General features: G+C 36.8%; 18 protein-coding genes. 5 read left to right on the top strand and 13 right to left on the bottom strand.

From position 1 onward, the window contains the following. Positions 1-14: 14 nt before the first annotated feature. The 3 genes from AS4_RS11920 to AS4_RS11910 form a co-directional block, all read right to left on the bottom strand. The gene (locus tag AS4_RS11920; RefSeq protein WP_004719790.1) at positions 15-434 is read right to left on the bottom strand and encodes an acetyl-CoA carboxylase biotin carboxyl carrier protein; all 420 of its coding nucleotides are present in this window, start codon (positions 432-434) and stop codon (positions 15-17) included. 17 nt (positions 435-451) lie between these two features. Then, positions 452-907 (bottom strand): type II 3-dehydroquinate dehydratase, encoded by a 456-nt coding sequence (aroQ, locus tag AS4_RS11915; RefSeq protein WP_004719793.1) that lies wholly within the window; start codon positions 905-907, stop codon positions 452-454. Between the two features lie 235 nt (positions 908-1,142). Continuing rightward, entirely contained in the window at positions 1,143-2,459 is a 1,317-nt protein-coding gene (locus AS4_RS11910; RefSeq protein ID WP_004821973.1) for a Y-family DNA polymerase, read from the bottom strand. 351 nt (positions 2,460-2,810) lie between these two features. Between AS4_RS11910 and AS4_RS11905 the strand changes: the two genes are divergently transcribed. Next, entirely contained in the window at positions 2,811-3,041 is a 231-nt protein-coding gene (locus AS4_RS11905; protein ID WP_197724416.1) for a hypothetical protein, read from the top strand. Positions 3,042-3,173: 132 nt separating this feature from the next. Here AS4_RS11905 and AS4_RS11900 read toward each other — a convergent pair whose 3' ends face one another. Next, positions 3,174-4,376: a winged helix-turn-helix domain-containing protein gene (locus tag AS4_RS11900; protein ID WP_096734293.1), complete on the bottom strand. Its 1,203-nt coding sequence runs from the start codon at positions 4,374-4,376 to the stop codon at positions 3,174-3,176. 107 nt (positions 4,377-4,483) lie between these two features. Beyond that, the gene (locus AS4_RS11895; RefSeq protein WP_096734292.1) at positions 4,484-5,023 is read right to left on the bottom strand and encodes a LexA family protein; all 540 of its coding nucleotides are present in this window, start codon (positions 5,021-5,023) and stop codon (positions 4,484-4,486) included. A 137-nt stretch (positions 5,024-5,160) separates the two neighbouring features. On the opposite strand from AS4_RS11895, the gene AS4_RS11890 reads away from it, so the two are divergent. The 3 genes from AS4_RS11890 (at position 5,161) to hpaR (ending at position 7,021) form a co-directional block, all read left to right on the top strand. Beyond that, the gene (locus tag AS4_RS11890; protein WP_096735522.1) at positions 5,161-5,499 is read left to right on the top strand and encodes an immunity protein Imm33 domain-containing protein; all 339 of its coding nucleotides are present in this window, start codon (positions 5,161-5,163) and stop codon (positions 5,497-5,499) included. A gap of 19 nt (positions 5,500-5,518) precedes the next feature. Further along, on the top strand, positions 5,519-5,899 hold the full coding sequence (locus AS4_RS11885) for a hypothetical protein (RefSeq protein ID WP_096734291.1): 381 nt from the start codon (positions 5,519-5,521) through the stop codon (positions 5,897-5,899). Positions 5,900-6,589: 690 nt separating this feature from the next. Continuing rightward, complete coding sequence (gene hpaR, locus AS4_RS11880) at positions 6,590-7,021, top strand: homoprotocatechuate degradation operon regulator HpaR (protein WP_096734289.1); 432 nt, start codon at positions 6,590-6,592, stop codon at positions 7,019-7,021. Positions 7,022-7,212: 191 nt separating this feature from the next. On the opposite strand, the gene dsbG is transcribed toward hpaR, so the two are convergent. The 5 genes from dsbG to AS4_RS11855 all read right to left on the bottom strand — a co-directional run bounded on the left by dsbG (position 7,213) and on the right by AS4_RS11855 (position 11,686). After that, on the bottom strand, positions 7,213-7,962 hold the full coding sequence (gene dsbG / locus AS4_RS11875) for a thiol:disulfide interchange protein DsbG (protein WP_096734288.1): 750 nt from the start codon (positions 7,960-7,962) through the stop codon (positions 7,213-7,215). A 57-nt stretch (positions 7,963-8,019) separates the two neighbouring features. Beyond that, a complete protein-coding gene (locus tag AS4_RS11870) occupies positions 8,020-8,850 on the bottom strand; it encodes a TlpA disulfide reductase family protein (RefSeq protein WP_096734287.1) in 831 nt (276 codons plus the stop codon). Between the two features lie 11 nt (positions 8,851-8,861). After that, positions 8,862-10,892: a protein-disulfide reductase DsbD gene (gene dsbD, locus AS4_RS11865; RefSeq protein WP_096734286.1), complete on the bottom strand. Its 2,031-nt coding sequence runs from the start codon at positions 10,890-10,892 to the stop codon at positions 8,862-8,864. 68 nt (positions 10,893-10,960) lie between these two features. Then, positions 10,961-11,416, bottom strand: a complete 456-nt coding sequence (locus tag AS4_RS11860; protein ID WP_096734285.1) for a hypothetical protein — start codon at positions 11,414-11,416, stop codon at positions 10,961-10,963. 27 nt (positions 11,417-11,443) lie between these two features. Continuing rightward, a complete protein-coding gene (locus tag AS4_RS11855; RefSeq protein WP_227548069.1) occupies positions 11,444-11,686 on the bottom strand; it encodes a DUF7660 family protein in 243 nt (80 codons plus the stop codon). 205 nt (positions 11,687-11,891) lie between these two features. Here AS4_RS11855 and pepN point away from each other — a divergent pair, with 205 nt between their 5' ends. Beyond that, positions 11,892-14,501: an aminopeptidase N gene (gene pepN / locus AS4_RS11850; protein ID WP_096734284.1), complete on the top strand. Its 2,610-nt coding sequence runs from the start codon at positions 11,892-11,894 to the stop codon at positions 14,499-14,501. 115 nt (positions 14,502-14,616) lie between these two features. Here pepN and xseB read toward each other — a convergent pair whose 3' ends face one another. The 3 genes from xseB to AS4_RS11835 form a co-directional block, all read right to left on the bottom strand. Then, positions 14,617-14,811, bottom strand: coding sequence for an exodeoxyribonuclease VII small subunit (gene xseB / locus AS4_RS11845; protein WP_034615548.1), 195 nt, complete (start codon positions 14,809-14,811; stop codon positions 14,617-14,619). Beyond that, positions 14,804-16,066: an exodeoxyribonuclease VII large subunit gene (xseA, locus tag AS4_RS11840; protein WP_096734283.1), complete on the bottom strand. Its 1,263-nt coding sequence runs from the start codon at positions 16,064-16,066 to the stop codon at positions 14,804-14,806. The genes xseB and xseA overlap by 8 nt, the downstream gene beginning before the upstream one ends. 181 nt (positions 16,067-16,247) lie before the next feature. Next, complete coding sequence (locus AS4_RS11835; protein ID WP_096734282.1) at positions 16,248-16,712, bottom strand: DoxX family protein; 465 nt, start codon at positions 16,710-16,712, stop codon at positions 16,248-16,250. Positions 16,713-16,807 lie beyond the last annotated feature (95 nt).

Here is a 16,807-nt window from a genome sequence, read left to right as displayed (position 1 = left end):
CAACCCCCGAGGTATTACGCGCGGTAGCGGAATAAAGGTTGACCGAACTGGATTACATCACCATTTTTTACTAAAATTTCTTCAACTACACCACTTTGAGTTGCTTCAATCGGGTTCATAATTTTCATTGCTTCGATGATCCCGAGGGTTTCACCTGCAGAAACAGTTTGACCTACATTTACAAAGGGTGCTTCACCAGGACTTGGTGCTGAATAGAACACACCAACCATTGGAGACGTTTCTACTGCACCACGAGAGGCAGCTTTAACTACAGGCGCTTCAGCGGTTGGGAGGGCAATAGGTGCTACACCAGCAGCAACCACAGGATTACGGCGAGTTAAAGCAATCGATTGATCGCCTTCTTTCACTTCAATTGCTTGAAGATCAGATTCGATCATCAAATCGATGAGCTTTTTAATTTTGCGAATATCCATGGGTTCGTATTCCTAAATTATGATTGGGTTGAAGATTTAAGTTTTTCGATGGCGAAATCAAGTGCAAAAGAATAGCCTTTGGCACCTAAACCACAAATGACGCCAACGGCTTTATCTGATAAATAAGAATGATGTCTAAATGCTTCACGTGCATGAACATTAGAAAGATGTACTTCAATAAATGGAATCGCAACGCCAAGTAGGGCATCACGTATAGCGACTGAGGTATGGGTCAGCGCGGCAGGATTAATAATGATAAATTTTATGCCATCTTGTTGTGCTTGGTGAATACGATCGACCACAGCACCTTCCCAGTTGCTTTGAAAAGTATCTAAACTTATATTGGCTTGACGTGCTTGGAGACTCAATTGTTGGTTAATGTCATCCAATGTGAGGTGACCATAGACCTCAGGTTCGCGCTTTCCTAGCAAGTTTAAGTTTGGTCCGTGAATGACCAAAATGGTCGAACTCATTGAGAGTGCTCCAATTCAAAAGTCGCAAAAAAAATTGCAAGATGTCTGCAAAGTTTGCATATTATGGCATATTTTTCCACAAATACTTTATATTTTCTTTGAATCGTCGCGGAAACGCAGTGCCTTGTATGGGCTATATAATGTTAATTTTGTCTGTAAATGGCAATGTTAAAATATGACATTTTTAGCAGATGTTTTACAGAGACTTTATTTTAAACTGAGTGACCAAAACTATTCATTTGATTTGTGTAACAGCCATATGGCTATCGTCAATAGATAAGATCTCACTACAACGTGTTGTATAGCTTGGAGACCGATTTTGCTGGCGCATTTTCCATGTTTCTTGATTGGAATGATAACCCACTTGTATACAGTCTGAACCAAAGCGTTGTTTCATGCTTGAGAGCGTATCCATAAGTTGATCACGTTGCTGAATAAAGTCTACAGGATGCCATAAGTCATTGATGTGCTGGCTTTTGCTATGCAGTGCTGAGAACATCACAGCAACTTTTACATACTTTAAATTTTCTTTAAATAAAACATCAATTTGCTGTAATGCTGACTTGGTTAAAATCATCAAATCGTCTGTTGCATACATTAAGCCAATGACACTGCTTTGTGCCTTTTTATAGGGCGCCTGTGCAACTTTTTCATATAAGGAAACATGCACAACTGCACACAGTTGTCGTTGCTTGCTCAGTCGTTGATGTGCACGATTGACATGGAAAATAATGGCTTGTTTGATAATCTCAACATTGTTTAGAGCAGATGCAAAACTGCGTGAGGAAAGGATGCGTTTGGAGGGAATGTCTGCATCGTCCAAAGCAATGCAGGATTGACCTTTTAGCTCACGAATGGTGCGTCCAATGACCACTGAAAACTCGCGTGCAAGGTAATGTTCATTGGCAAAAGTTAAGTCATAGCAATTATAAATATTATAAGCTTGTAAGCGTTTGCTGGTTTTACGTCCAACACACCAGACTTCTGCAACACTGGTTTCAAGCAGTAGGCCTTCAAAACTGCATAAATCTAAACCAGTCAGGTCACAGACGCTATCAAAGCCTCTACGTTTCTTGGCAAAATTGTTGGCAAGCTTGGCTTGGGTTTTACTATAGCCGATACCAATGCAACAGGGCAGACCAAGCCATTTTTGGATGGTTTTGATGAGTTTTCTACAGTAATCCTGTAGATCGAATAAGTCTTGGTAAGAGCTGAGATTGATAAAACATTCATCAATAGAGTAGGCTTCCAAATCCTCATCTTTAAAAAAAATCTTTAAAATTTTAAAAAAACGATCTGAGAAATCACCATATAAAGCATAGTTACTTGAAAAGGCGAGTACCCCAGCTTTTTTAGCTTGTTGTTCAACTTCATGCCAAGGGATTGCCATATCTATGTTTAACGCCTTGGCTTCATTGCTTCGTGAAACGACACAACCATCATTATTGCTTAAGACGACAACTGGCTTGTTATTTAAACTGGGGTTAAATACGCGCTCGCAACTGACATAACAATTGTTAATGTCGATCAAAGCAAAAATTTGTTCGCTCATGGGCTGTCTTGAAAAAGTTACAAATTCAAGTGAAATATTAAAAGATGTTTAAAATAAATTCAAATCAAATCTAGTGTGGATTTGTTCATCCTTTGGGCTGGATGATTAAATCGTCGGTGTGGTGAGATGCAAAACTGACTAAGCACTGTTGAGCTTCGTAGTGGTTTAAGTAATTTAAGTAAAAATGCTGAATAGAGAAGTGGTTCTTTTAAAAGGTATATCTTAAATTGCAGCTTACAATGTCGAAAAATGAAACATCTCAATCCTTGTATAGAAAACTGAGAGGGCTAAATTAACAGTTGTCGTCGATTTGTACGGCATATCCCAATATTGAAAAGGATGGATATGAAAATGGCTAATCAACAACATAACTCTGAACAGAATCAGCAACACAATCAGCAACAGAATCAGCAACAAAACCAGCAGAATGACCAACAAGGTCAACCCAACCAATCTAATCAGCAGCAGAAGCAACACAGTCAGCAAGATCAACAATCAAATCAACAAAACCAGCAAAAGCAACAATCCAACCAACAGGCTCAACAAAATCAGCAAAGCCAACACAAGCCTCAGCAAAAATAGGGCTTTGAACTCATCTTAATCGTAGCTTCTAAATGACAAAACGCCTCAACTGAGGCGTTTTGTCATTCTAGCTATTTTGAATTTTAAGCTTCTTCATTTTTAAGTGTCTTGATTTTAAGCTTACGTTGTCGATCACTTAAATCGTTTCTTGCTTTGATCAAGGATTTTATGAAGACCTTCATTTATATTTATACATTGATTAAATTGGGCAAAATGGTGTATTTCAGTGTTTAGTGCGTTAAAGAAATGTGCTGGGTCTGTAATAGTATGATTGAGATGCTGTGGTTCAAGATGTAGGCTGATGACTTCAAATTGATTTTTTGCCCGATGTGCTTTGCAATCTATACGTCCGACAATTTGATCCCCATATAAAATAGGTAAACAAAAATAACCAAATACACGTTTAGGTGGAGTCACATAACATTCCAAACGATAATCAAATTTAAACAAGGTATTTAAACGTTCACGATGTATCACCAGATTGTCAAAAGGAGAGAGAATTTTGACTTTTAACTCAATATTCGGGATCTGTTCTAAGGCATCGGTTTGGATATAAAGATTTTGACTCTCTTTGTCACTACTGCCTAATTGAGCTAAAGTGGTGATCACACCCGCATCTAATTGTTCATTGACAATGTCACGCATTGCCTCACGAATCTTTTGCCCAACTTTTAAATGCAACAATTGCTTCCATGCAAACACGCCATGTGCACGTAGCGTAGTATTGAACAAATAGCGGGCATATTCCTCTAGTGTAGGAACACTCAGATCAAGATGGCTTGGAATACAATATTCGGTCAGTTGATAGACTTTTTCCATACCATTACGTTCAGAAATCATCAAATCGCCTTGCATAAACAATTGCTCAATAGAACGACGCGCTAAACTTGAGTTCCACCAGCCCCCCGAATTTTGCTTATTGCCTTGTTCAATGTTGCGTAATCGAATACTGCCTTCAGCTTTCGCTCGAGCTAGAATCTCATTCATAAAAGCTTGATCACCGCGATTAAAATAACGATGCTCACCATTTCTAATCGATGTCATATGAGGAAGTGCATAGCGATAATCTTGCATTGGTAAATAAGATGCTGCATGAAACCAATATTCAAAAATATGCTGCTGTTTGACCAGTTGATTTAAGTGGCTTTGCTGATAATCTGGAACACGGCTCCATAAGATATGGTGGTGGGCACGTTCTACTACAGAAATTGTATCAATCTGAACATAGCCAAGATGTTCAATCGCATGGCGTGTTCCAGATAATCCTGTACCAAAGGAAGCAGGTGAAATTAGGCCTTGATGAGAGAGTGCCAGACGTCTTAATGATTCAATCATAACAATTATTTTTTTAACCTATTTTTAGTGAGTCTTGGTTGCCACGTGGGTATCGCAAATGAAGCTTGAAGATGAGTAGCACAAACAAAGGCTATGACGTTCAATGATCATTTTAATTTTTTAAGAATACAAGTAACGACACCCCAAATCATAATTTGTTCTTCACTGTGTGGGTGAATATCTGGAAAATCAGGATTTTCTGCTTTAAGCCAAATATCATAAATTCCTGTAGATACTTTAACTTGCATAAAGCGTTTGACTGTAAATTCATTGTTGATTAATGCCAAAACAACATCGCCGTGTTCAGCCTCTAGGCTACGGTCAATTAAAATTTCATCTCCAATTTCAATACCTGCATTTTTCATTGATAAGGAGTTAACTTTTAACATAAAGGTTGCAATAGGGTTATGAATTAAGTGTTCATTTAAATCAATTTTCTTTTCAGTATAGTCTTGAGCGGGTGATGGAAAACCTGCTGCAACGGTTTCCAAAGGATAGGGAATACGGATGTTGCTACGAAATTCAATTGTACGTAAATCTTGCTTTGAAATAGGCTCGATAATAGAAAGAAGAGAATTGATCGTCTTAAAATTTTCCCTTATAGAGCGATCATTTAACTTCGATGGCGGAGTCAAATTTGGCGGCATCACGATTCACCTTGAAAATGTAACATAATCAAGTTTAACAAAATAAACGCGTGATGCAAGATTCTTTTGGTGAATTGATTGTGATTGTCAAACTGTCAGCTTACAATTTGACAAAATCCAATCGTTCGGAAATGTACATGTTGCAAGATTTTGTAGAAGAACAGAAATTAGTGTGTGAAGAATTTGACTCTCGATATATCAAAGTCAATGAAACGGATCTCGTGGCTATCGCGAAGCAAACCTTAAGTAAAGAACCGATCGTGGGTTTACGTAAACAGCAAGATGCTGAAAACGTGTCATGGTTTATTTATGGGGGTGAGTTGCAAGAGGGTGAAGATTTTTTTGATGTGATCAGTGTAAAAGAGCTTGAAGAGGTTTTTCCTGATGCGATCCCTTATCTGGCTTTGGAACAAGGCTTTAGATTTATGATAGATGCTGATGAATACGAAGATGTATGGAAAGCAGATATTTTATAAATAAAAGGTTTGCTCAAGCATGATCTATAGATTTATTTTGACCCTCTGCAGTATTGTTCTGAGTAGTGGATTGAGCACGCAAAGTTTTGCTGAATCATCCACGCAAAAACTCACCCAAGAACAGTATGACCAACGTATTCAAACCTATACCGATCAAGTCAATGCAACTAAACATATCTTGGATGAAGCACATAGCATGATCACTGCGATTGAACAGCATCAAGCATTTTGTTCACGTTTAGGTGCTTATCAAGCGATTGCTAGGATTTCGAAAGAAAATTCAGAGCTTGATACGGCCAATATGATGTTGGTGATTGCCAATAATTTTTTAGATCGGCAAAAGCAAAGTATTGAGCAGTCAGGAATGACGCTTGAGCGATTTTGTTCGATTAAGAAATAAACAAAATGTCATTTAAGCCTTATTTTAGTCAGAAAATGATATTTAATTGGCTGAAAATGATAAGTTGTTTTTAAAAAAATGATCAATAATAGACGCATTAAAGCAGTACAAGATTTGATTTTCCCTGGTCTGTATTTTGTATGGCTTTAAGCGTCAATCGTATGATTGACGCACCCTAAACTCGCTTAATTGCGAGTTTTTTAATGCATTTTTTTATGGATTTTATTTACCTTAATACCGTAAAAAAGATAGTAATCCGATTAAAAAGAAAAATAACTACTCAAAAAGAAACAGACAAATCAACAAAAGTTCGCTTTTGCGCAGAATTTGAAAAAAGTATAAAAGGGCAATTCAAGATCACACATAAGACCAAACAGGTTGAAGCACTTGAACAAAATCCAAAAATTTTGCTATATACTACAATCATATAAATAAAGTGAGTCATTCATTTTATTGATGATTTTTTATGATATGCAACAAGCATTGCCACAATATTTTTATTTTGGGCAGATGTTGTTACTGTAAGATTTTTATCATGAGCAGTATAAATTTTTTATTATTATTTTGTAGTTAAGAGAATATGGATTTACATGTATTCATTCATCAGTTAAAGCGTGAGGTTGTTGCTGTATATGTATTGAATAAATTCTTTAATTAATCTCTCTATAAATTTTTATTTAAAGGATTTTTATGAAACCGATTCGTCTATCGCCATCTCTGACTTTAGCTTTGTTACAAGCGCGAGAAGCTACAATGATGCATTTTAGACCGATTTTAAATGAAATGGGTTTGACTGAGCAGCAATGGCGTGTGATTTCTGTACTTTATCAATATGATGAACTTGAAAATAACCACTTGGCTGATTTGGCATGCATTTTAAGACCCAGTCTAACGGGGATTTTAAATCGTATGCTTGATCAAAATCTGATTAAGAAACGAAAAGATCTACATGATCAACGGGTGAGTTTGATTCAGCTGAGCGATGAAGGCAAAAGATACTTTGAGACGCAAGCGGTGAAAATGGAAGAAAGCTATACAGATATTCAAACACAATATGGTGCAGAGAAAATCCAGCAGCTTATGGAATTGTTAAACGATCTCTCAAAAATAAAACCACGATAAACTTTAAATCATTAAATATTAAGGGGCAACATCCATGTCGCCATGCGATAGCTATAGCTTGTATGATTAAATAAGTGGTTTGATATAGTTTAGGGATTAAAGTAAAACTGTATGTCACTCAATTCATTTTAAATATGCAAAGCATCCTAATCAAAAATGAGTGGGTTTTAATCACTCATTTTTATCATTGCTTAATCAAATAACTTTTTAATGTCTTTCGGTGCGCCTTGCTGGCTTTGAATTTCACCTTTTGCATCTTTCCATACCATTGCAGGAGTAGCATAAAAACCGTATTTATCCATCAGTTTGGTATTTTCATCTAACTTTTCAGATAATGGCTTAGGAATGCTCTTCATTTCCACCAATTTATTCTTACCGTTGCTTAAATTATATTGTTTGAAAATTTCTGCAGGATTGGCATTGTTTAAAATCGTTGCGGCTTGTCCTTTGCTGCTTGGACGAATGACCCCAACCATAATATGACGTAATTGAACTTTTCCTGAATCTACAAAGGGACGTGCTTGTTGCCAGAAGGTATGGCAGTAGGGGCAGTTTGGGTCATTAAACACATAAACGACTTTTGGAGCATTGCGATCGCCGTCTTGAATCCAAGTTGATTTTTCTAGGCTTTTCCAAATTTCATCTAATACGGCACCTTTAACATGGGTGTTAATTGTTTCTTCGGTTAAATTTTTTCCTGAAGCATTAAATAGGTCACCAACGATATAGTGCTTTTGATCTTTTGAAATAAAGATTGTCGATGGATATTCATCTTTATAGCCCGTCCAACCTTCTAAACCCTCGGGTGCATCTATTTGCTTAACAAAGTTATAACCTTCTTTTTCCAATTTATTTTTAAGGAAATTTGCATCAGCAGCAAACAAAGAGCCACTTAACACCAAACCAAGCGAATAAATACCGAGTGTTTTTAAATCAATCATCAAGATGACTCCTTAGGTTAAAAGCAATAATTCTTTAATCAATGCCAATGAAATAGATTATTCCGAAACTATTCTTTGAACTTTTTGGTGAAGTGCAGCATGGGTAAGTTCCCCCATATGTGTATCGATTAATTTGCCTTGTGCATTAAAAAATAAGGTGCTGGGTAAGCCAAACATTCCCATTTTTTGTGCCGTTACGCCGTCAAAGTCCAGTAGAACCCAATGCAAATCAAGTTTGTGTTGTTGCAAATACGTTTGCACAGTTTTGGCATCTTCATTCTGATTAATAAAGACAAATTGCACATTGGGATAGCGTTGTTGAGCATCATTTAACACTGGCATTTCACGTCTGCATGGCGGACACCAACTGGCCCAAAGATTAATTACTGTGGGTTTGCCGAGGAACTGAGTCAGCTCAACATGCTCTTGTTGAAGATTCACTAAATTGACTTGAGGAAATTGTTGGTATTGCAATTGTACCTGTTGATAGAAATATTGACCTGAAATGAAAAACAGGGCAAAAGCTGCAAAGAATAGTGCAATAAAGCTTTTCTTTAGAGATCGATTTTTCCAAACCATCCATAGCCCAGCGCAAGCAATTCCCACATAAAGATGAAAACCTTTATCTTGAATCTTCAAAATTTCAATTGGATGGTCTAAATAAACATCTAAATTGAGTAAGACAAAGCCGGCTCGTGCAGATAACAAGCCAACCAAGAATGCAGACCAAATCGAGTCTTTAAACGCAGCCCATTGTAAATTTGAAATGCTAAAATATTGAAAGCTAAACTTTCCAATTACCACACTCATCAGTATCGCAAGCATGAGGATAGTTAATCCCCATGGCAACATAATCGGTCCTAAATGAATTGCTTGTGCAGTGATCATGGAAAGTTTGCTTAACGTCCTGTGTGTATTTTTTCAGTTTGTTGAATCAGTTGTGGTGCTGAGAAGGTACCTGTAAAGCGCAATTCACGGATTTCTTCTGCATTGCTATTTAAAAACAGCATGGTTGGCGGACCTAAAATTTCACGTTGTTTTAAAATGATGTCTTGTGAGGCGTTGTATTCGGTTAAGTCTAATTGGATAAGCGTGAAGTTTTTCAATGCCTCTTGTACATCGGTACGTGGGAATACCTCTTTTTCAATCGGTTGACACGCCACACACCAGTCTGCATAGACATCAATAATGATGGGTTTGCCTTGCTGTTTGGCATTGACCAAAGCCTGTTCTAATTGTTCAGCGGTGGTCACTTTGTTCCAAACTAAATGTTCTGTTTGGCTATGTTGAATTTGATAAGCAGAATAACTTTGTTGAATATTCCAAAAACCAGCCACTAAACTGGCAATCGCGATAATGGCAAGAATAACTTTATTAACCGTTTTTTCACTGTCACGTAGAGCAATAAAGAGATAGATTGCCAATGCGATACACAGCAAGGCAAAAATAGCAGCATACACAGTCGAAGGCAGCATAGGGCGAATAAAGTACAATGCAACCATCAGCATAATAAAGCCAAAACTGACTTTAATCCGATCCATCCATTTACCTGGTTTTGGTAATAATTTAGAACCAAATACACTGGCGATAAATAAAGGTAAACCGATACCTAGACCGAGAATAAATAAGTACAAACCACCTAATACAGCACTTTGAGTTTGTGAAACAAATAATAATGCGCCAGCAAGTGGGGCACTCATACAAGGGCCAACAATCAGTGCTGATAATGCACCCATAACTACAGCACCGAGCACTGTCCCAGCTTTTTGATTATTTTGCAGATGACTTAATTTATTGGTGATGAATTGCGGTAAGTTTAATTGATATAAACCAAATAAATTTAAAGCTAACACAACAAATAAAACTGCAAATAATGAAACGATCCAAGGGCTTTGGAACCAACGTTGAAAGCTATAACCAATTTCAGCAACCACAATCCCCATAATGGCGTAAACCACTGCCATACTTACTACAAAGCACAAGGCAATCACAACAGCTTTATAACCTTTCGCGCGCTGAATGATGATGCCAGAGAGAATTGGAATAAGTGGCAGCGAGCAGGGTAAAAACGCCAGTAAAATACCTAAACCGAAGAACACCAATAAATTTAGAAACAGAGAGTCTTTAGACAATAGTTTGAAGAATGATTGATCATCATTCCATTGTAATGACGATGTATTGTTTTTAGTGCCCGTATTGCTGTTTAAATCAGCAGAATTTTCCCTGTCTGTAATTGCATTGCTACTTGCAACAGAAGCATTGGGGTCGATTAGATTTGCAGTGTTATCTGCTTTATTGACAGTTTTTTGTCCAAGCTGAGTGGTTTGATCATCCAATACTTTGTTTGTAACTGGTTTTTCAGCAGTTGAATTGACTTGAGTTTCAGCGTTTTCTTTGAGCTTTTTATCTTGAGCTGGGACAGTATCAGGCTGATTGAGTAATGTGCTATTTGAATTATTATTGAATAGGTGCTTAGACGATGTATTGCTTTGTGGTAATAAGCCATCTGCATCAGTTGCAATGGTTTTTCTTTGTAATGGATAACATAAACCATCCGCAGAACAACCCTGATACATCACTAAATATTGTGAATTTGGTTTGACCTGAATCTGTGTAGTCACATTTTCATAATGAACTTCTGTTTTCCCAAAGGTTGGATCATCTTTGATATGACCTTTTGGGAGGCTTAAAGGTACAGCTTTATTGTTGACTGTTACTTTAAACTGATCATGATAAAGGTAATAGTGAGGTGCAACTGTCCATTTCAATTGTGCTTTATTTTCTGAAATTGATTCAGCAGAGAATTGAAAAGCTTGATCTGGGGGGAGAAACTCAGGATTTGCATGGCTGATGGTACTTAGACTCAACAAAGTAAAACCACATACACTGAGCAAGGTTCGCAACTTCATAATTCCATATCTTTGTTTCATTTACAGCCATTATCCATAATTTCAGATAAAGAAGGCATTATTCTAAGTTTTTCTTTGTAAAAATACCCTTAAAAGCATTTAACCCCATTTTGCTTAAGTTTTTGAAAAATTTGTCCATCATCAGGATAGAGCCTGTCGAATTGGGTCATTTTCTTGGTTTTTTTGCTGGTGTAATTGACATTGTAAAGCACAGCACCTTGATAAACGATTTCATAAGTTCCAGTTTCTTTCTGGTTGATTATTTCTTTATAGAAATCGTGAAATTCACTTGGTCTACCTTGTGCTGTATCAACAGCATCATAGTGAGTAAATTTTAGCGAGATTTTTTTCATATAAGGATAATATTGAACTGTTTTGACTTTTGGAAATTCTTCCTCAGAAATAAGCAGAAGGTGTGGGTCTGTTGACAATTCGTCTATATTGTTTTGACTTTCCTTAAAGCAAAAATATGGGACAGTTTGCTTTGCATAAACAGACAAAGGGAGAAGACTCATTATAGTTATAAATAGCCTAAGCGATTTCATATATTTTCCTCAAAGTTTTTCTTGTTATTATTCATAGATTTTTCCAGCCATTAAAATATCTGCAAAAATTTTCCATGGGATGTGCTCTGGTTGTGGCTGTTGGGTATTTGCATAAAAACCCTCCATATCTTCCACCCAATTGTGCATTGCTGCTAAAAAACTTTGCAGATCTTTATTTTCCCATTGTTGAATATTTTCAAGATGATCTTGTTTGAGATTATCTAAAAATGTTAAAAAATCTTGTTTGCTTTTTATTGCATTAATTTTCATAAGCATCATTTCTAATTTACAGGATAAATTGTTGTATAAATATAGGCCATCTCGCACGTTTTTTGCATTCTAACAATTGAAATTAATTTCAACGAGACCCATATAGAAATTAATCAACAGTACAGAACAGACACTTTGTGAAATTTGATTGATGATCAAGCTCACGATAACAAGTCGAAGCTCAACAATAGGATTAGGACATCATATGAATATCGCGGCAAACCCAGTAGTTGAAGCAGATCAAACTATATATCTAAAAGATTATCAAAAACCTTCATATGTTGTAGATTCAATCAATCTCGATATCCAAGTTTATGATGACCATACCAACGTAAACAGCAAATTAGTCATGAAACGCCAAGCAGCCGGAGATATGGTATTGCTTGGACGTGATCTTGAGCTTAAATCAATTTCTATTAATGGTAAGAAACTTACTGAAAGTGAGTATAAGCTTGATTCTGAGCAATTGGTGATTGCCAATGCACCAGATGAAGCCATCGTTGAAACATCTGTGGTCATTCATCCTGAAACCAATACACAACTCGAAGGTTTGTATCTTGCGGGGAGTGATTTATTTGTCACTCAAAATGAACCAGAAGGTTTCCGTAAAATTACTTTCTATCCTGACCGTCCAGATGTCTTATCTGTGTTTACCACTCGTGTAGAAGCCGATAACAAATATCCTGTGCTTTTGGCAAATGGTAACTTGATTGAAGCGGGTAAAACTGGTGATGAGCGCCATTATACCATTTGGGAAGATCCAACCAAAAAACCAGCTTATTTATTTGCCTGTGTGATTGGTGATTTAGCGGTTTTAAAAGATCGTTACACCACTTCTGAAGGTCGTGATGTGGCTTTAGAAATCTATGCAGAAGAAAAAGATATCCCAAAATGTCATATTGCGATGGAAGCGTTAAAGCATTCTATGCGTTGGGATGAAGAACATTATGGACGTGCATACGATCTAGACAATTATATGATTGTGGCAACCAGTCAGTTCAATATGGGCGCAATGGAAAATAAAGGCTTAAATATTTTCAATACATCATGTGTGCTTGCTGATGAAGAATATACCACTGATGCCGCAATCATGCGTGTACAGTCTGTGATTGCACATGAATATTTCCATAACTGGACAGGTAACCGTATTACTTGCCGTGATTGGTTCCAATTGTGTTTAAAAGAAGGCTTAACGGTTTTCCGTGATCAGTCTTTTTCAGAAGATTTACAATCGGCTGCAGTACAACGTATCGACGATGTTGCGGTGCTTAAAGCGCATCAATTCCCAGAAGATGCAGGTCCATTATCGCATCCTCCACGTCCAGATCATTTTGTAGAAATCAACAATTTCTATACCGCGACAGTGTATGAGAAAGGTGCGGAAATTAACCGCATGATGTCAACTTTATTGGGCAAGGAAAAATTCCGTAAGGGTACCGATGAATATTTTCAACGTCATGATGGTCAAGCGGTTACTGTTGAAGATTGGGTTGCTGCCTTAACTGCGGGTTCAGGTGTCGATTTATCTACATTTTTAATTTGGTATAACCAACCAGGAACGCCAAAGCTTGAAGCGAAAGGTGAATATGATGCGAGTACTCAAACTTATCGTTTAAGCTTTAAACAAAGTTTAAAACCCCATCCTAAATATCCAAATTTAAAAGCTGTACCTATTCCTGTGGCTTTAGCATTGTTTAATGCAGAAACAGGTGAGCAGTACACCTTGCATTCTGAGGCTTTATTTGAGAATGGGGTAAAAGATGGGGTGTATTTGTTTGATCAAACAGAAGCAAGCATTGAATTTACAGGCGTGACCGAAAAGCCTGTAGCATCTTTATTACGTAATTTCTCAGCACCGGTAAATCTTGAATTTAACTATTCAGATGAAGAACTTGCCTTCTTATTGCAATATGAAACCAATGGTTTTAACCAGTGGCAAGCCACACAGACTTTGCTTGAGCGTATTTTGCTTAATGGTCATGATGCTCAAATTTATGTAGATGCAATTAAACAGACCTTACCAAATGTAATTGAAAAAGATCCGCTATTGGCGTCACGCTTATTTGATGTACCAAGTGAAGGTTATTTGGGTAGTCGCATTGATCAAGATTATAATCCTTTGATTGTAAATGAAGCACGTGAAGCCTTGTTGAATCAATTGGCTAAAGTCTTGGGTGACTTTGTTAAAGAAACGTATTTATCACTTGATCCTGATTCACAAAATGAATTTTCACAAGCAATGGGTGTCCGTGCTCTAAAAAATATCATGTTGAGTTTTATGGCGCGTCAGGGGGATACCGCAGTATTTGATTTGGCTTATGCACAGTATGAAAATTCTGTGAATATGTCTGAGCGACTTGGGGCACTTAAAGTATTGGTATGGAATGATGCTCCACAAGCAAAAGCAGCCTTAGCGGACTTCTATAAGCGCTTTAAGGATGAAGCATTGTCATTAGATCAATGGTTTATGATTCAAGCAGCGCATCCGAAAGCAACGGCTGAAACGATTCAGTATTTAACGTCACATACTGATTATGATTTAGGTACACCTAACCGTATTCGTTCAGTGAGTGGTGGTTTAAATGCCAATCCTGTCAATGCATGGAGTTTTGGTGTTCAACATTTTGTCGATTTGGCGAAGTATTTGGATGAGAAGAATCCAATTGTTGGCTCTCGTTTACTCCAAGTCCTTACACGCTGGTATACATTAGCTGAACCACAACGCAGTGAAGTAAAAGCCGCACTTGAAGGATTAAAATCTCAAGTGAAATCAAAAAATGTCAGTGAAACCTTAAATAGTATGTTAAGTGTTTAGTTGCTTATAATTTTTTGATTTAATTATATTTGTAATGCTATTTCTCTTATTTCTATAGGAGAAATAGCGTGTTTAGAAGCTATAAAGTTATTGAACATTTTGATTGATTATCTATCTATTCTTTAAAAGTCTCATTTAGAGCCTGTTGCACCGCATCTACACGTGACTTACAGGCTTTATATGCAGACATGGATTCTTCAACAATCTTCATCAAATTATCAATATCAGGTTCTTCTTGAGATTCTAATAGTTCAGCATTTTTCTTTAGAACGTCATAACCTTCTTTAAATGTTAAATCTTGTTTAGCCATTGCTTAATACCTGTGTCACATTTGCGTTAATCGTACCATCCAATAACTCTACTTGGATGTGATCAGTTGAAATTTGTTGAATAGAACGAATGGCTTTACCATCACTACGCACAATAGCATAACCTTTGGCCATCACATGACGTGGATTTTGCAAAAGCGTTTCGCGCATGAGTGATTCAACTTGATTGGATGCCAATTTAATCAGTTGCTGTGCCAAATACTGAACAGTACCTTTCATCAAATCTAAGCTTTTATTTGCTTCATTGATCTGCCCTTGAGAAAGCGTTTTAATGACTTTGATGTACTGATCATTCTGGCTTTGATAAGCAGTAATTTGATGCTGAGATAACAGTTTAATCTTATGTAGAGAATCTAGCACATCTTGAGTGCGCTCTACGATTAGATTTCGAATACCTCCAATCACTTTACTCGGTGTATCAAAAGAACGGTTTGCCACTTCATCTAAAATGGTTCTATCTTTTTCATGACCTATACCTACCCAGATCGGAACAGAGCGTTTGCAAAGTAGCGCAGCGAGATTGTAGTCATTGAGATAGGCCAGATCATTGACTGCACCTCCACCACGAATAATCACAATAAGATCTGGTGGTGTATTGAGGTCTTTCGCCCATTGTCGTAATGCATTTGCTAAAGCTTCAGAAATACTTGTTGCCGCAGTGTTCCCCTGAAACGTTGCTGAATGATAGACAAAATGACAAACCCCAGCTTGATCGAGAGCATCTGCATCTTTCTTAAAGTCACCCAAGCCAGCAGCATTTTCAGGAGCAATGACGAGCACATTTTGAATATCAAATGGGGTAGGCAGTAATTTATTTTTATTGAGCAGACCTTCGCTGGTCAGTCTTTCTAAAATTTGTTGATAACGCCGTGCAATATCACCTAGGGTATAACTTGAATCTATTGCTTCAATATTGACTGAAAAACCGTATTGGGGACTAAATACAGCTTTCACTTTAATCAGTACATTGAGATCACGAGAGAGTTCAACACCACTTTCACGTTCAAACTTTAATACCGTTTTGGCAGCAGAGAATTTCCAGATTGTTGCCTTACAACTGGCAATGACTTTATCTGAATCTTCTTCCTTTTCTGCAAGCTCTAAGTAGTAGTGGCCGCCCTTGATACTTAGATTTCTAATCTCAGCTTTTACCCATATTGCTTCATCAAAAGTTACACGTATAACTTCTTGAACAGTTGCAAGGTATTCACTTAAGGAAAGCTGTAAGTCAGACATACAAAGGCAATTACGGTAAATTTATCTAAAATAGTATATAACATGGTGGCTCAAGGCGGTGAAGATATATTGATCTTATGTAAAGTGAAATAGCATCTTTTTTGTTACGATGAAGCAAATGATTTTGCTTCATACAGTTTGACAATGTGTATCCCGACTTTCCAAAAAAAGTGGCTATTTTCTAAAAGTATTTTTTGAAAAAAAGTTTATCTAGCGTGAAAGAATCTGGCTTGTTTGTAAAAATAAAAAGTAAAATGAAAATATAAAGCAAATCATGGATATAGAAAAACCAGCTTGTCCAAGTGATCAAATTAAGACCCGGTGGGATTGTATAAATGCCAACGGTTACCAGTGCTACAAAGCAAATAAAGATCAATATAAGGCTGGTTAACTGAGTAAATAATCCTATGGTTAGCAATAGCCCGAATACAAATTCAAATAAAGAAACAATGATAGCTGTCACTTCTGGAAAAGGTATACCTGCCGAAACAATCGTTTCCAACATGATTTGTTGATTTTTCTCTACAAATAATTTGTTATAACCCGTTGTTAAGAAAAATAAACCGATCGAAATTCTGGCTGTTATTAAGGCGAAATGACTGAATTTTGGCGAATTAAATGGATTTTTAAAGAGAAAACCAAGCATGTGTCTATGATTCTAAAAATTAAAAAATATCTTAATAATCTGAGTAGACTTTTTAAATGTAAGCATTGTTGGTGAGTGTATATAATTTGTCATTT

Source organism: Acinetobacter guillouiae (genome assembly GCF_002370525.2).
Taxonomy (GTDB): Bacteria; Pseudomonadota; Gammaproteobacteria; order Pseudomonadales; family Moraxellaceae; genus Acinetobacter; species Acinetobacter guillouiae.
This window is presented reverse-complemented; position numbering and strand designations above follow the sequence as displayed.

Excerpts from the sequence above, each read along its gene's own strand:
- xseA (WP_096734283.1), bottom strand. The coding sequence starts at position 16,066 with ATGTCTGACTTACAGCTTTCCTTAAGTGAATACCTTGCAACTGTTCAA.
- AS4_RS11860 (WP_096734285.1), bottom strand. The coding sequence starts at position 11,416 with ATGAAATCGCTTAGGCTATTTATAACTATAATGAGTCTTCTCCCTTTG.
- AS4_RS11885 (WP_096734291.1), top strand. The coding sequence starts at position 5,519 with ATGATCTATAGATTTATTTTGACCCTCTGCAGTATTGTTCTGAGTAGT.
- AS4_RS11920 (WP_004719790.1), bottom strand. The coding sequence starts at position 434 with ATGGATATTCGCAAAATTAAAAAGCTCATCGATTTGATGATCGAATCT.
- AS4_RS11870 (WP_096734287.1), bottom strand. The coding sequence starts at position 8,850 with ATGATCACTGCACAAGCAATTCATTTAGGACCGATTATGTTGCCATGG.
- AS4_RS11910 (WP_004821973.1), bottom strand. The coding sequence starts at position 2,459 with ATGAGCGAACAAATTTTTGCTTTGATCGACATTAACAATTGTTATGTC.
- AS4_RS11905 (WP_197724416.1), top strand. The coding sequence starts at position 2,811 with ATGGCTAATCAACAACATAACTCTGAACAGAATCAGCAACACAATCAG.
- aroQ (WP_004719793.1), bottom strand. The coding sequence starts at position 907 with ATGAGTTCGACCATTTTGGTCATTCACGGACCAAACTTAAACTTGCTA.
- AS4_RS11890 (WP_096735522.1), top strand. The coding sequence starts at position 5,161 with ATGTTGCAAGATTTTGTAGAAGAACAGAAATTAGTGTGTGAAGAATTT.
- AS4_RS11895 (WP_096734292.1), bottom strand. The coding sequence starts at position 5,023 with ATGCCGCCAAATTTGACTCCGCCATCGAAGTTAAATGATCGCTCTATA.
- dsbG (WP_096734288.1), bottom strand. The coding sequence starts at position 7,962 with ATGATTGATTTAAAAACACTCGGTATTTATTCGCTTGGTTTGGTGTTA.
- hpaR (WP_096734289.1), top strand. The coding sequence starts at position 6,590 with ATGAAACCGATTCGTCTATCGCCATCTCTGACTTTAGCTTTGTTACAA.
- AS4_RS11835 (WP_096734282.1), bottom strand. The coding sequence starts at position 16,712 with ATGCTTGGTTTTCTCTTTAAAAATCCATTTAATTCGCCAAAATTCAGT.
- pepN (WP_096734284.1), top strand. The coding sequence starts at position 11,892 with ATGAATATCGCGGCAAACCCAGTAGTTGAAGCAGATCAAACTATATAT.
- AS4_RS11900 (WP_096734293.1), bottom strand. The coding sequence starts at position 4,376 with ATGATTGAATCATTAAGACGTCTGGCACTCTCTCATCAAGGCCTAATT.
- xseB (WP_034615548.1), bottom strand. The coding sequence starts at position 14,811 with ATGGCTAAACAAGATTTAACATTTAAAGAAGGTTATGACGTTCTAAAG.
- AS4_RS11855 (WP_227548069.1), bottom strand. The coding sequence starts at position 11,686 with ATGAAAATTAATGCAATAAAAAGCAAACAAGATTTTTTAACATTTTTA.
- dsbD (WP_096734286.1), bottom strand. The coding sequence starts at position 10,892 with ATGAAACAAAGATATGGAATTATGAAGTTGCGAACCTTGCTCAGTGTA.